Origin of the sequence: Dyella amyloliquefaciens (assembly GCF_004296575.1) — a bacterium.
Classification (GTDB): Bacteria; Pseudomonadota; Gammaproteobacteria; order Xanthomonadales; family Rhodanobacteraceae; genus Dyella; species Dyella amyloliquefaciens.
Map to the genome: position 1 here is coordinate 718,467 of NZ_SAYT01000002.1, position 14,401 is coordinate 732,867.

Here is a 14,401-nt window from a genome sequence, read left to right on the forward strand (position 1 = left end):
GCCTCAGTCGCCGTCGCGCGGCACCAGCATGACCTTGGCGATGTGGCCGTGCATGATGCCGAGGCTGCGTGCAAGGTGCAGCGTGGCGAACAGCAGCACGATACCGATCATGCAAAGTATGGTCACGTCGGTCCAGCCGATTTCATGGAAGCCCAGGCCCCAGCTGATCAGCGGCTGGCCATCCGTGAACACGCCGCCGAACCGGCTGCGGTCGACAGCGAGTGCGAGCGGCGAGGCAATGAAGGCCACCGACACGCTCAGCAAGGTCACCGCCAGCGTGAAGTACACAATGCCCAGCGGCAGCATCAGCCACATGTAGCAGATCGTGGTCCACGTATGCAGGTCGGTGAACATGCGGCCGATGCGCTTCATCAACCCCATCGGCGGCGACGGATACACCGGGCGGCGCGGCATGCGCATGCCCAGCATGGTCTCCACGATGCGCCCTTCCATCAGCGAGAGCACGCGCACGCTGCCGAAGAACAGCACGATGAACGGCAGGCCGATGATCAGGATCGACAGGCTGGCCGACAGCGAAATGCCGGTGACCGCCCAGGTGAAGTAGAAGATGCCGGTCGCCAGCGACAGCAGCATGTAGAACAACGCGCCGTAAGTGCGTGCATCCGCGGCGACACCGAAGAAGCGCCCCAGCGCGGAGCGGCGCTTGGGCGGCGGCGGCGTGCGCAGCGCGCGCTGGATCTTGATCTCCTGGTCGCGATAGATGTCCGCCACTTCGTCGGGCGCGCCATAGCTGCCCACCACGTGGGCAAGCATCTCCGCCTCGGTGCGTCGCGGGTTCTCGGCCAGCTCCGCGCGCAGGTGTTCTTCCGCGTCGTACAGCGCATCCTGGATCAATGCCGGATCGGCCCCACGCAGTGCGTCGCGCAGCTGCTTGAGGTACTCGGCAATCGTGCGTGGTGCGTTCATTACACCCCTCCTTGCAAGACGGCATCGACGGAAGCGCGCGTGGCGTTCCAGGCATCCACCCAGTCGCGCAAGACCTCGCGCCCCGGCTTCGTAATGCGGTAATAGCGTCGCGGCGGCCCGCTCACGGAAGGCTCCACCTCGCTGTCGAGCAGCCCGGCGGCCTCCAGATTGCGCAGCACGGGATAAAGCGCGCTCTGTTTCCCCGAGAGCACCCCCTCCCCCACATCTTCCAGACGTTTGGCGATCTGGTAGCCGTACATCGGCTGACGCGACTGCCCAAGCACCGCCAGCAGCACCAGGGACACGGTGCCCGCCGACAGCTCTTTCTGGAATTTCTTCAGATGGCTGGCATTGTCGTCCACAGCTCACCCGCACTGCTGGTTACCTTGGAGTGAACCATAGTGCGAAGTTAACAGTAGTACATGGGCCTGAAGTCATGAGGGGCCGGCTGGGGGCCTGGTGTTAGTAGGCGTACCCCGAGGGCGGCCCGAACGGGCGTTTGAGATCGCTTTGTGGGCTTTTCGCGCACAAGCTTTAGTTATCGGCATACCACGGCAGGCCTCGACGTCACCCATCGAGGCATTTGATTTACTTGGGGGCGCACATACGTTGCATTCCTACACCAGGCAAAGATCAGTGCGTCGTAGGACCAAGCGGTACAGGCTTTGCTTCCCAGACGCGCCCGTACTTTGCCGTCATGCCCGTTCGCCAGCCTTCTCACGACCCGCCTTTCAGATAGCCGGCGATGAGCCGTGCGCCACGATCGGTGATGGCTTCAACTGTATCCCTCGAGATCGTCCGCACATGGTGCATGTGACCATCAACCCACTTGAGATGAAACAGTCCCGCCTTATGAATCGCCTCCACCGCGTCGCCAAATGTATGGACGCCAGCGATATAGCGTGGTCGAAGTAGCCGTCCGCGGGTGTGGCAGGACTGATTGGCTCCAAGGAAACGCTTGATCCTGTCGACACGCGCGCCAAGGTCATGGACCGTACTGCCCGTTGCCTCGCGGCATTTGTATGCCGTTTATAACCTCTGGCAGATAGCTATTTTTCACGCGGCGCGCATGCTCATTCGCTCAGGGAACCTCACGTGGTCGCAGATATGACCCAGAGCGAGCCCATGATCCACTGGATCTACCAGTGCGATGACATCATCGTCGAGCCACACACTCATCGGCTTGAGCGCGCGCATGAAGACGTGTCGGTGGAGCCAAAGGCTTATGCCGTGCTGGTGGCGCTGCTTGAGAACGCGGGCGAGGTGGTAGAGAAGGATTTGCTGCTGGACATTGCGTGGGGACACCGGCACGTCACGCCGGGAGTGCTCAGTCGCGTCATCTCTCAGTTGCGACATGCGCTAGGCGACTCGGTCGGCGAGCCTCGTTATATCGCCACAGTTCATACGCTTGGCTATCGCTTCATAGGCAACGTCCAACGCCGACAGGCCATCGCGGAGACATCAGTTCTTTCATCGGCGCCGATTGCCGCAGCAACAAGCCAGGAACTGGCGACGATGCTGGACACCCGTCGTGCGCGCTCCGCCACAAAACGGTCCCGCGTGTGGCTTGTCGGATGGGGCGCTGCGGTGGCCGCCCTGGGCCTGCTGATGGCCATGGCTCACTGGCACGTCGCCCGCCAAAACGACGATTATGCTTTCGACGGCGACCTGCACAGCGCCGTGCTGATGCACGAGACTCGCCGCGGTGCTGAAGCGCACGAGCGACTGACTCAGATGCAGACCGACTACCGCGACCAGCCAGCCAAGTTGCGTCGCGTTTACGAGGCGGACGCCACGTTCTATATGGATGAACAGCTGTACGCACAGGCCGAGCAAGCGTTCACCCGAGCCCTGCAGGTCTCGCCCGATGAACCGGCGTTGCTCTATGGCCGTGGCTCTGCCTATGCGGACGAAGGCAAGATCGACCAGGCCGTAGACGACTTCCGTCATTTGCTGGCGCTGAAACCCAACGATACCGATGCGCGCAACGCGCTCGGCTACACACTGGCCGACGCCAACCGTGAGCTGCCCGAAGCGCAGCGGCTGATTGAAGCGGCCCGCTTGGCCCGCCCAGGCGACCCTGCCATCGAAGACTCCTGGGCTTGGCTGCAATACCGCCTGGGCCATCTTGACCAGGCGGAGCAGACCCTGCGCAGCGTGTGGGCGACAAACAAGGACGCGGCCATTGGCGCGCACTTGGGCGAGGTGCTTTGGAAGCAGGGACGCCGGGAAGATGCGCAGCGCGTGTTCAACGACGTGCGCAAGGTCGACCCGCAGAGTACCAGCGTCCCCAACGCTCTCAAGCGCCTCAATCCATGAAACCTCCCTTTCGAACTTTGGCGGAAGTCCCTTCGCCGCCCACCCTCCTGCCGACAATCCCACGCGCACAGCCATCATCGATGCGCCGCAAGCCAAGCGTCGACCGCGCCTCGGCGGTATCGCGTGCCGCCTCTCCCTGGCCTGCGTATCGCGCCAAAGTCATGAGCTTTGGCGATGGCCATGTCGATTCGGCAACCGGCCGTTCGTCGTCATTTCAAGGAGGGCCAGAACATCGCCCCTGGGCAAAGCCCACCGTCGGCACGATCCTTTCCCAGGAGAGTGCCGAGCAACCCAGTCACAGGAAACCCCGATGACCGTCACCATTACCGCTTTTGAACGCTCGCCGGATAGCGGCATGGGGCTGGCACGCGATACGCGCGTTCGCTGGGCGCTGGAAGAAACCGGCCAAGCTTACGAGGTGCGCCCGGTGTCGTTCGCCGCAATGAAGGAGCCGGCGCATCTGGCCGTCCATCCGTTCGGCCAGATCCCCACCTATGAGGAAGGCGATCTTGCGCTGTTCGAATCAGGCGCGATCATTTTCCACATCGCCTCGCACCATCCGGGCTTGTTGCCGGACGACGCCAACGCCCGGGCACGGGCCATCACCTGGATGTTTGCCGCGCTCAACACGGTCGAGCCGCCCATCCTCGAAACCGTCGTCGCCAGGTTCACCGAGGGCGACAAGCCGTGGAGCAAGGAGCGCATGCCTCTCATCGCGGATCGCATCCGTCACCGGCTGAGCCAGCTCTCCACGCGCCTGGGTGATGCGGAATGGCTGGATGGCGCGTTCAGTGCGGGCGACCTGGTCATGGTGTCGGTGCTGCTCAGGACCCGGCCGTCCGGCATCTTGAACGAGTTTCCCAGCCTGGCCGCCTATGTCGCCCGAGGCGAGGCACGCCCCGCCTACCAGCGCGCTTTTGCCGCCCAATTGGCGTTCAACACGGCAAGCCATCCGGCGCCCGGCTGACAAGGGCGAAACGGCCGGGCCATTACCTGGCCCGCCGCCGCGCGTGTCGTTCCACACTCAACATCGCCAGGTCATAGCGCGCCTGCAGCACCAGCCAGTAGGCAGGCGTCGGGTCCATCACCAGGGACAGGCGCAGCGCATACTCGGCATTGATGCGCCGACGCCCGAGCGTGATCTGCCGCAGCGTCGTCAACGAGATGCCGGTGCGGCGCGCAAATCGCGACAGCGGAATGGCGTTGGGTTGAAGGTAGTCGTTCCATAACACGTCACCGGGGCTGCGTAGCAACATCGAGGTGTCAAAGTCCATCAGCGGATCGATCTTGATGAGGCACATGGGGCTTCCTTTCCTGTCAGGCACGGCCCAATGACGGATCAAGCCCTACAGGCTTCCGTGTAAGCACACGCCAGGGATGGGTGTCCGTGATCACTGAGGGACAGCGCACCGACCGACAGGCCGGTGCGCTGCGGAAACGATCAACGGGTGCGAGAAATGCTCACTTCCAGCTTGATATCAAGCTTTTGGGTCAACAAGCGGCATGCAAGCGTTGCCGCTGGTGGCTGTCGGCGAGCGCCGACGCGGGTCACCATGTACCGCCCGGCCCGCACGGCGCGATGCCGCGTGATGGGAAGTGAGGGTGCCATCGAGGGGAATGGACGGGCGAATGCGTCCCGTATGATCGCGTGCAGCCATGATCAACTCCATGATCGTTGGTTATGGTCAGCGGGTCGTCGGTGTTTGCAGCACCGCGACCCGCGCTTCACGACATCGCTGTCGAGGCCACCAGCCTGCGTCGTTGCCAACGCCGAAGTGGCCTGCCGAAATTAGCAAAGCGCGTTCGACCAGCCTGTCAGCGATCACCACGCAACTATCAGACCAAGTGCCGACGCACGTGTCGGCACGCAATGACTTTGTGGATCCAGCTGATCTTGACACGTCCGCATTGGGCCGAAGGCAGACATTGCCAATATCGTCATGGCCGCGTTTCGCACGTATCAAGCAGGCGCTGCAAGACCTCGCGCTCACCACCTGAAGTGCCGTTGGATTGATCAACGATCACCCCATTCACCAGATAGTATTCCGTTTCGTTGCGAATGATTCCGCGCTCGACGATACGGCGAAGGGACTTCGAATAGCGCCGCCTGATTTCGGAAACGGTGACGACTCCAGCGGACCGAAACTTGCCATCGATCGCCTCCATCTCCGCCGGCGAAAAACGTGCGGCATCCTCGATGGTGTCATTGGCTGCTTGGCGCAGACCTTCGAGAGCACGTGATCTGCCAAAATCTTCCACGATGCGCGCCAGCTCATTGATCGGATGAGTTGCCGAGGCCGGATCGATCCCCAACATGCAGGTCGCGTAAAAGCCAAGATAAGCGCGGAGTTCATCGAATTCACGCTCCCGCTCTAGCGACATCTTTCGCGCCATCATCTCCCTCCCTATAAATTGGCTTGAAGCCGCTTTCGCGCATCCGTCATGGTTCGAAAGCAATCTCGTGTCCTTCAATTTTCACGGTTTCGCATCGCTTACCACGACAGCAATGAGCGAATGGAGGTAGCCACGGGCCACAGCTTATCTTCGCCCCATCCAGCCGAGAAACTACCCTCCCACCGGATGATGAGTCCACGCCACGAACAGCAACGCCCGCGGGCATCAATCTTGCAGTTCACCGCCCTATTACCCCTCTTGGCCGATAGCCGACCAAATCAGGGTGAGCGCATAGTGGTTTGCTGCCATTCGCAGGCTCTGAATGTCGGCAGGTGTGACGCGAGCATCGAGGTGGGGTCTCTGCCCGCATCGCCAAAGCGGGCTCCACATAGGGTGTGCCAGATCATGGGCATCGGCGAGCATTCGGGAAAGGGCGACAAGCCAGCTGAGTACGCCTTTGGAGACATCGTTGTCGACACGGGCGCCCACCGCCTGTTGCGCGGCGATCGTGAGCTGGAAGTCGAACCAAAGGTCTTCTCCGTCCTGGTCGAGTTCCTGACACACCCTGGCCAGCTGCTGAGCCGCGACTACCTTCTCGACGCCGTCTGGGGCCACAGCTGCGTGACACCCTCCACACTCAGTCGCGTCATTTCGCAGTTGCGGCGAACCGTGGCGGACGACCAGGAGCAGCCACGCTACATCCAGACCGTCCACAGCCTTGGCTATCGCTTCATCGCGCCTCTGATAAACGCGGAGGCAGAGGGAGCAGCGACACTGCAATTCGCACCGCCGATACGAGGTCGCCTCCCGGTCGGGCCCCACGCGCTTATAGCTCGCGAGCACGACATCGCCAGCCTCGAGCGACTGGTGGTCGACAGCAGGCTGGTGACCATCGCCGGCGCGGGCGGCGTGGGCAAGACCCAGGTTGCATTGGAAGTCGCACGAAGGATCACGGCGGACTTCCCGGATGGCGTCTGGCTGGTCGACTGCACCTCGCTGACCGACGAAGAAGGACTGACACACGCATTGGCGGGCATGTTCGAGATCCATAACCCGGCCGGCACCGACGCACTGATGGACAGCTTGATTGAGCTGTTGAGGGAGCGTCATGTGCTTCTGGTGCTGGACAACGGGGAGCGAGTCGCCGCCCACCTCGGCAAGGTCGTCGAAGCACTGCTCGAGGACAGCGTGGGGCCGCACGTGCTCGTGACCAGCCAGCAACGCCTGAACTGTGCGAGCGAATCACTCTATTGGCTGCTGCCGCTGGACGTACCCGGTTCGGGCGAATGGCCGACCGACGAGGATATTGTTCGTCTCGCGCAGGTGCCGTCAGTACAGCTCCTGCTGACACGTCTGCGTTCTTTCGCCTCGGGGTTTTCGTTGACCAAGGCGAACGCGGCCGCGGTCGCCGAGATCTGTCGCCGCGTGGATGGTCTTCCGCTGGCGCTGGAAATCGCAGCGGCGCATCTTCGGCTGCTGAATCCGGAGCAGCTGCTGAAACGCATGAAGGCGCACCTGCTCAACCTTGCCGAAGCGAGTCCCGGAAGGCCAGCGCACCATCAAACCCTGCACGCGTTGATCGAGTGGAGCTTTGCACTGCTGTCCAAGGACGAGCAATACCTTCTCGCCGGCCTTAGTGTCTTCGCGCGAGGTTGCACGATGACCGGCGCCAACGCGGTCGGAAAGGTGTTTGGCCTGAACGAGGAGCAAGTACTGGAGCTGCTGGTCGGCTTGGTGGACAAGTCGTTGCTGGTGGCGGATACCACCATGCATCCACCCAGCTATCACCTGTTGCACAGCGTGAAATGGTTCGCTCGGGAGAAGCTTGCCGAAAGCGGCGAGGAACCGCTCGTTCGGGACGCACACCTGGCCCACTTTGTTCAATTCACGGAGTACGTCGATCGTGCGATGAACAGCGATCGCGAACATTTCTGGTGCGATCGCGTGAGGCGCGAATGGTCAAATCTGCATGTGGCCTTCGATTACGCCATGTCACGCCAGGACCGGGTCGAGCACGCGCTGACCATGAGCGGCAATCTCTGCTGGTACTACAGGATGTGCTCCCACTACGACGACGCCGCGCGGCGCATCGACCGGGCCCTGAACGCCGGACAGGGGCAGACCCGCCAGCGCGCCAAGGCCCTCATCGCCTGCGGCACCGTGAATCACCAGTCGCAACTCCACGAGCATGCCGGACCGCTACTTCGCGAAGGCATCGGCCTGGCAACCCGCCTGGAAATCCAGTCGCTCGCCGCCGCCGGCCAGGCGGTGCTCTCGTTCGAGCTCGCCACCTGTGGAGATCTGGTGCAGGCCGAGGCCTGCGCGGCCTCCGCCCAGGCCTTCGCTGAGGAACAGGGCGACCTTTGGCTACGCTCCATGGCCCTGCTTGGGCATGGCATCTCGCTGGCGCTGACCGAACGCCATGCCGAAGCGGAGGCCTGCCTGGGCGAGGCCTACGGTGCGGTGTCGGTGCTAGGGAGGGATCTATTCCAGCGCGCGTATATCCTGAAAAACCGTGCTCTCCAGCGCTTCTATCTCGGGCAACTGCGAGGCGCAGCAGGCGATTGGCTCGCGGATCTCGATGCGTTCATCGGCCTGCGACACTGGCGCGGCGTCGCAGGTTGCGTCGAGGGCGCGGCCTACCTCTCGAGCGAGCGCGGAGAAGCCCAGCGCGCAGCACGCTTCATGGCTGCCGCCGCACGTGTGCGCAAGTCCAGCGCCGCTCCCCTCATGCCGCAGTGGCGCAAGGCTCAGGCGATTGCCGAGCAAAGGGCCCGCCGCCAACTTGGCAAAGCCTTTGCACAGACCCAACAGGAAGGATATTCGGCGCGCTTCGAGGACATCGCGTCCGAAGCACGCGCAACCCTTGAAGACGTGGTTAGCGCCAGCGCCGTGCGGAACCCATTGGATGTCTATCAGGCTGACGGATGAAGTATCCCTGGGGCCGGTCGTGCCCCTACGGGGCCTGCCATGGGTCGAAAACGGAGCTTAGGACCGAGGTCTCAATGACTTGCCCAAGATTGGCTCGAAGACGGGGGAACCCGCTATTTCCCTGTACGTGGCGCGCGACAGGATAGATCCTGTCTTCTCCGAAGCCGCATGTCCCAATCTCAGCGGCACCAACTCGACGCGCGATCACCTGGTCCATCGCTTTTTTCTTCGGGTCCGGCCGCTGCCCCCGATTGACCTACCCTCGAAAGCGCGCCCACGCCCCCTTGCGAAATCACTTCCTATCCTGCGTTTCGCGATTACTCCGCATCGCTGGCCTCGCCGGGCTGCGTGGCCTCCGCACGCGCAGAAAGGATGGACCGCAGGTTCTGTTCCAGCTCGGCGATGCTCAGCGGGAAATACCCGTCATCACCCTCGGCGCGAAGCCAGCCCATGGCTCGGCCCTGCTCCACCTCCAAGCCCTTCGCGCGCAAGGCTGACACCACGTCATCGACGGTGATGTAGCCCGCTTCGCAGACCAGCCGCCATAGCCAGTTCATTTTCTGGGGGTACACGCCGCGACTAAGCGGTGGCTGCTTGTAGGTCATCGTGACGTCCCTCCCGTGCGTCGGACCAGGACTGGGGTTTTAGCAGATGCGCGCATGAGTGTGTCGGCGATGTCGTTTGTTTCGAAGGTGGACATGGGGCAGCGGACTACTGCAGCGCCTTGAGGTGCGCCGCCATGAGCAGCTTTATGAGGATCATGTACGCCACACCGCCGGCAATGACGCAGCCGAGGACTAACAGTAGCAAGCGAATCAGCCCTTTCAGCACGACTTTCCATGTCAGCTTCATTCAACCCGCTCCGAATGGCTTGGCTCCGTAGGCATTGCTGAGGGCCTGCAATGGCCTCCAGCCTGCGGAAATCTAGCCAAGCTTGAGCTTCAACAGCAAGCCGGCCATGAAAGCCACGACTCAGACCGTTGGCGACATGCCCTCAACGCGATTGCGCCCGGCGCGCTTGGCCGCGTATAGCGCTGCATCGGCGCGCTGCAGCACGCTGTCGACGTTGTCCGTTTCCAGGGCCATCGCAGCCCCGCAGCTGATCGTGATGGCGTGGCCTCCGTCCATCGGTTCGGTCGCCACGTGCCGGCAAAGTACATCTGCAATGTGGAGCGCCTCTGCGACATCGACGTTGCGAACCAGTGCCACGAACTCGTCGCCTCCCCAGCGTCCCAGGGTGTCCATGCCTCGAAACACCTGTGCGGCACGCTGGGCCAGCGCAATCAGCGCCTCGTCGCCCGTGCCGTGGCCGTAGCGGTCGTTGACCACCTTGAAGTGGTCGATGTCGAACAGCAACACTGCGAACATCGCCCCTCGTTCCCGCAGATGCCCCAGCTCGGCATCAATCAGGCTGGCCATGCGGCGCCGGTTGCTCAGCTTGGTGAGTTCGTCGGTATTGGACAGCTCCGCGAGCTGGCCAACCGTGCGCTCCGCGAGCCGGTAGCGCCGCTGAAAGCTGGAAAAGAAATACAGGGAGGCAACCAGCGCCGCGGAAACGATATGCAGCTGCACGGTGAAGTTGGCATAAGGCGCATGTATGTCACGCACCAGGTAATGCAGGCTGATGAGAACGAACAGCACAAGCACGCCCAGTGAAATGGCCAGGCTGCTTTTGTGGCCCGTCAGCGTGAATGCGAACACATAGATGAGCGGGATCCACAGATACAGCGGCTGCAAGTCCAGTCCCGCGCCGTAGCGGGGAGAATACAGGCGCAAGGCCATGCACAGCGCGCAAATCGTGGCGGCGAACAGCAGGCAGGCCAGCGCAATGGCGCGAGCTTCCAGCCACCGTCGCCATGCGACTACGAACAGGACCACCAGCACCACGGTGCAGGTGCCGAACATCCCGCGCAGCACGGGAGAAAGCAGGCCTTGCGCCCCCATGATCCACCAGCCACAGGACGTGCTCAGCAGCGCCAACACGATGATGGCCATCGGCAAGCTGCGCTCGAAGCCATACGTGGAAGTTCTGGTGGAACTCGGGTGATTCATGGATCGGTACAGCCTGGGTCAGGTGGTCGCCACCCACGCAGTAGACGCGCAGTAAGCAGGATAGACAGGGATTGTGACGCGTGTGATCGACGCAGCACCCGCCGAGCTCCCGGTGGGCAGAGGCGCCTCCGCGATGATGGTGTCTTGGTATGGCGCAGTAAAGGAGGGGCAGCGGCCAATCCACTCTACACTGCGTGGGCAGCCATGGTTCGAAGGCGGGAACGTTGGCAAAGGCCCCCTACGCATCCGCCCCAGAGGGTCGCCGCTAACCCAGGTAGCCAGGCGCGACCTGATTCTCGCAATCCGGAGCGTCCCCTCGTGCCATACAACTTCTCCAGCGCTTTACTGGCGCCGGTGGCCATCTGCGTGGTTCGCCCACCAAAAGCATGATGTCCTCGATGGGTCGAAGGCGGACCTATCAAAAAGCGCCAGACATCACGAAAGCGGCCCCCACCCCCTCGCCACGGTCAGGGCAAAGGCTAGCCAGATGACCCCAGCGAAAATGACGAATCCGACACTACGGGAAACCACGTTTGGCGCCGGCTCCATAGGTGCTAACCGTCTAGCGATGAGCAAAAGCCCGACAGGCGCAACTCCGAAGGAAAGAAAGCCGTCCAGCGCCGAAGCAGCGCGACCACCGTGCCAGAGAGCACCCAGCACGACAGCCGATAGCGTTGCCGTCGCATAAGGAAGAAGCAACCGCGCCGGGCGTCCATTCGCCAGGACGCTGCCCAGGCGGCTGACCATCCGCAGGGTGATGATGTAGCCAAGCAGGCCGGCCAGGGCCAGCAGCCAATGCCATTGGCTGGACCAGCCAAGGTCATGAGCGACGTGTCCCCAGTCGTCGCTACCATCAAAGGCCTCTTCCATAGCCTGGCCGCAAACCCAAAGCAGCGTGATAGCACCGAAGTTCAGCAGGAACAGACGCCCCGTAAGCCCCTTGGATTGAAAGACGCGCACTGACGTCAACGCTACGCACCCTGCCAGAAGCACGCCAACCGGGCCGCCACCATCGGCCATCGTGCCAGCTCCCGCGCATCGGAATACGAGAAATGTAATAAGAGAAATGCGCCCGCCATCTACCGCGCAGCCCACGCCATGCCCGATGGCCTCATGGGCCAACGATGCAACCATCGAGACGAGTATTCCGATGGCCGCTAGCGTGAGTACATCATCCTTGACGCGCTCTTTCATACCCTTCCCTTGATCATCCGTGGCCCCCAAATGCCACTTTGAGTCGATAGCGGACATTGCCGAGAACATTGAAAGCGGATAGCTATCTGATCGATCCTGCTAGCACAACGTCGTGCGGACATGCCGCGCTCGCCGATGCCGTTGACCTCGCTTTACTCGGCGCCAGGGGACTCAAGACGCATCAGCGAGTGGCAATGCCTTACCGTCGACGATCGTGATGTCGAGCGCGAGCGTGTCGAGGCCCTCCACGCAACCGAGGTTGACTCGGTAACGGTCCTTGCCGTCCTCGCCAGTAACGACACCGTATGTATAGATACCGCACGTCTTGCAGAAATAGTGCCGAATAACTTCGTCGTTCCAGAGGTACACGGCCAGGTCGCTCTCATCGGCGTGCGGCGTGAAGTCGGCGTCCGGAATGTAGGTCGGCGACAGCACCGCGCCTCTGCGTATGCACAGTGAGCAGTTACAGCGTTTGCCTGCCGTGATCTCGGTGCTGCGGAACGAAAAGTGCACGCGCTTGCAATGGCAGCGAGCAAGGTACTCCATGGCGTGACCTCCCAGGGATAATGGCAGCTGCTTGAGCGCAAGCGCGGTGGAAAACTCCTGCAGCACACAAGCGACGACCCAAATTCTGTCAATCGCTGAGGTGACCTCCCGCTAAAGCCTGGCTTCTAAACTGTCCGCCAAGGTCCAGTAGCGGATACTGGGCTGCAACGAACAGCAAGGAGCCGCCACAACGGCCCCTTGCCTGACTCCCGACCCACGTCGCTGGCGACGAGGATAAAGCGCTGGTCACTCGCCACTTTCAGTCGACTGCGTGTCGCCGTGCACACCTAGCGTGCGTACCTGCAATTGTTTGCCATCAGGCGTGGCCTCTGAAACCTGCAAGGCACCACCGTTGGCGGCAGCCCCCTTGGCCGTCACGATGGGGGCACCCTGGCCGTCCTCCAGTATGAACACCGTGTTGCCCTTGCCGTCGACCATCATGCCGATGCGGTCGCGGGGCACGCCTTTTTCGGAATGCTGCGCATCCAGCCCTATCGCCACGCTGCCATTGGCCATGGTGGCCATGCCGCCACGCTCGATTCCGGTGGTGTCGTAAACGACCAAGCCGGCTACGCGGCTCTTACGGTTCCCGCCCGCCGGATCCTCGCCAACTCGCACGCGCACCGTACCCGCGTCATCCACGGCATAAATGTGGTGGACACGTATCTCGCGCTGGACGATGCCACCAACGCCGTACCAAGCCAGGAACATCGCCACCACAAGCAACAGCAAACCGACCATACCCCAGCGTGCGCGTCGCAACGAACGCTCAAGCTGGGTCAGACGCACATCAACGGCTTCCGGCGATACGGAGGTCATGCGTTTTCCTTTGCGGGGTTGGGTGCGGCAGACGTTAGCACCCAGTTAGCTGTCACGACAATCAAGCCGTCAGAGCCTGCGATCAAGGAACCGAAAGCGGCGGATTGTCTGCCTTGGGTTACGGATTCAGCCGGTCGTTGCAACGCACTGAAGACTGCGCGAGCAGTAGGAGTGTTGCAACGACCGGCTGAATCCGCAGTCGATAGCGGACATTAAGCGCCAGCATTGACTCAATGTTGCGATCACTGAATCTCTTATCAGCCCTCTGGCCCCATTTCTCTCACCGATCGACCCACCGAAGTATCAAGGCCGGACAAGCCCTGCCTCAGGTGAATCATTCCCCGGAATTACGCACCGTCATGGGCCCCACCGTGAGGGTGTCTGCCCCCGACATCAGATCGGCCGGAACATGGTCGCAAGGTGGCGTAGCACTAAGCGCCGCGAGCAATGGCTGGTCTATCGGCTCGCCCTTGGCTCCTGTCGCACGCACCACCTTACCGGACTCATCGACGGAAACGACAACCTCGACAGGATGCTGCAACTTGAACCTTGGCATCTCCCACAGAAGATGAAAGGAACATCGCCTGGCGTACTCAGCACGCCGCATGGGCAGCCCCACCGTTGCCTCCCACTTTTTGTCCGACTCGGCGGAATCATTCTTTATCTGGGCTTCTGACGCCTGGCTTGCCGCCCTAGCCTCGCGATCACTGGCGGTGGCAGGATGGAAGACAATCTGGATCTCTCGCTGATAGACGCTCTCAAAGCCGTGGTAAGGAAGAGGTCCGGATTGGCGCACAGCGTCGACGAGATCCGTGCGACCTACCTCGTTGAAATCACACTCCGGCAAAATCTCGACGCTCTGAATGTCGCCTCCACGCAACTGGATGATCCGCGCCGTGCAGGCTGAGCCCGGCTCCAGTTCGGCGCTGAAGGAATAACGCTCCCAGTGCCACTGGATGACCGTAAAGATCGCCTTGGCGTAATTGCTGGATACCGAGTCAGCGACCTGGGCATGACCGTCCGTCGCCGGAATGATCGACGCTCCAGCCAACAAGGTGATTCCCGCGACGAAAAACTTCTGCCGCACTGCCCCCCCCCTCGCCGTTTCCACGGCATGAAACCTACGCTCCCATCCACCCTGGATCGAAAGCGGACCACTCGCCTAATCCAGGTGACGAACCCATGCGCCCTTTCGTCCGCTCCGGGTCGAGAGCGGACC

Annotated in this window: 14 protein-coding genes; 3 read left to right on the forward strand and 11 right to left on the reverse strand. The window is 62.1% G+C overall.

What is annotated here, in order from left to right:
• Positions 1 to 3: 3 nt before the first annotated feature.
• Both EPB08_RS07730 and EPB08_RS07735 read right to left on the reverse strand, forming a co-directional pair.
• The gene (locus tag EPB08_RS07730) at positions 4 to 927 is read right to left on the reverse strand and encodes a sensor domain-containing protein (protein ID WP_130618469.1); all 924 of its coding nucleotides are present in this window, start codon (positions 925 to 927) and stop codon (positions 4 to 6) included.
• Positions 927 to 1,289: a PadR family transcriptional regulator gene (locus EPB08_RS07735; RefSeq protein ID WP_130618470.1), complete on the reverse strand. Its 363-nt coding sequence runs from the start codon at positions 1,287 to 1,289 to the stop codon at positions 927 to 929. The genes EPB08_RS07730 and EPB08_RS07735 overlap by 1 nt, the downstream gene beginning before the upstream one ends.
• Before the next feature lie 763 nt (positions 1,290 to 2,052).
• On the opposite strand from EPB08_RS07735, the gene EPB08_RS07740 reads away from it, so the two are divergent.
• Together EPB08_RS07740 and EPB08_RS07745 are read left to right on the forward strand one after the other, a co-directional pair.
• Complete coding sequence (locus tag EPB08_RS07740; RefSeq protein WP_165418434.1) at positions 2,053 to 3,246, forward strand: winged helix-turn-helix domain-containing protein; 1,194 nt, start codon at positions 2,053 to 2,055, stop codon at positions 3,244 to 3,246.
• 310 nt (positions 3,247 to 3,556) lie between these two features.
• Positions 3,557 to 4,213, forward strand: coding sequence for a glutathione S-transferase family protein (locus EPB08_RS07745; RefSeq protein ID WP_130618472.1), 657 nt, complete (start codon positions 3,557 to 3,559; stop codon positions 4,211 to 4,213).
• Between the two features lie 22 nt (positions 4,214 to 4,235).
• Here the strand turns inward: EPB08_RS07745 and EPB08_RS07750 are convergent, their stop codons facing one another.
• Positions 4,236 to 4,547 (reverse strand): HigA family addiction module antitoxin, encoded by a 312-nt coding sequence (locus tag EPB08_RS07750; RefSeq protein ID WP_130618473.1) that lies wholly within the window; start codon positions 4,545 to 4,547, stop codon positions 4,236 to 4,238.
• Between the two features lie 637 nt (positions 4,548 to 5,184).
• Positions 5,185 to 5,640 carry a hypothetical protein gene (locus tag EPB08_RS07755; protein ID WP_130618474.1) on the reverse strand — a complete coding sequence of 152 codons (456 nt, stop codon included), beginning with the start codon at positions 5,638 to 5,640 and terminating at the stop codon, positions 5,185 to 5,187.
• Positions 5,641 to 6,045: 405 nt separating this feature from the next.
• On the opposite strand from EPB08_RS07755, the gene EPB08_RS07760 reads away from it, so the two are divergent.
• Complete coding sequence (locus tag EPB08_RS07760; protein ID WP_165418435.1) at positions 6,046 to 8,571, forward strand: ATP-binding protein; 2,526 nt, start codon at positions 6,046 to 6,048, stop codon at positions 8,569 to 8,571.
• A 317-nt stretch (positions 8,572 to 8,888) separates the two neighbouring features.
• Here EPB08_RS07760 and EPB08_RS07765 read toward each other — a convergent pair whose 3' ends face one another.
• The 7 genes from EPB08_RS07765 to EPB08_RS07790 all read right to left on the reverse strand — a co-directional run bounded on the left by EPB08_RS07765 (position 8,889) and on the right by EPB08_RS07790 (position 14,269).
• Positions 8,889 to 9,176 carry a hypothetical protein gene (locus EPB08_RS07765; protein WP_130618476.1) on the reverse strand — a complete coding sequence of 96 codons (288 nt, stop codon included), beginning with the start codon at positions 9,174 to 9,176 and terminating at the stop codon, positions 8,889 to 8,891.
• A gap of 106 nt (positions 9,177 to 9,282) precedes the next feature.
• Positions 9,283 to 9,423: a hypothetical protein gene (locus EPB08_RS21040; RefSeq protein WP_165418436.1), complete on the reverse strand. Its 141-nt coding sequence runs from the start codon at positions 9,421 to 9,423 to the stop codon at positions 9,283 to 9,285.
• A gap of 120 nt (positions 9,424 to 9,543) precedes the next feature.
• Positions 9,544 to 10,623, reverse strand: a complete 1,080-nt coding sequence (locus EPB08_RS07770; RefSeq protein WP_130618477.1) for a GGDEF domain-containing protein — start codon at positions 10,621 to 10,623, stop codon at positions 9,544 to 9,546.
• A 435-nt stretch (positions 10,624 to 11,058) separates the two neighbouring features.
• Positions 11,059 to 11,817, reverse strand: coding sequence for a hypothetical protein (locus tag EPB08_RS07775; protein WP_130618478.1), 759 nt, complete (start codon positions 11,815 to 11,817; stop codon positions 11,059 to 11,061).
• 171 nt (positions 11,818 to 11,988) lie between these two features.
• Positions 11,989 to 12,363 carry a GFA family protein gene (locus tag EPB08_RS07780; protein ID WP_130618479.1) on the reverse strand — a complete coding sequence of 125 codons (375 nt, stop codon included), beginning with the start codon at positions 12,361 to 12,363 and terminating at the stop codon, positions 11,989 to 11,991.
• 246 nt (positions 12,364 to 12,609) lie between these two features.
• The gene (locus EPB08_RS07785; protein ID WP_130618480.1) at positions 12,610 to 13,182 is read right to left on the reverse strand and encodes a hypothetical protein; all 573 of its coding nucleotides are present in this window, start codon (positions 13,180 to 13,182) and stop codon (positions 12,610 to 12,612) included.
• A gap of 334 nt (positions 13,183 to 13,516) precedes the next feature.
• Positions 13,517 to 14,269 (reverse strand): hypothetical protein, encoded by a 753-nt coding sequence (locus EPB08_RS07790; protein ID WP_130618481.1) that lies wholly within the window; start codon positions 14,267 to 14,269, stop codon positions 13,517 to 13,519.
• Between the last annotated feature and the right edge of the window lie 132 nt (positions 14,270 to 14,401).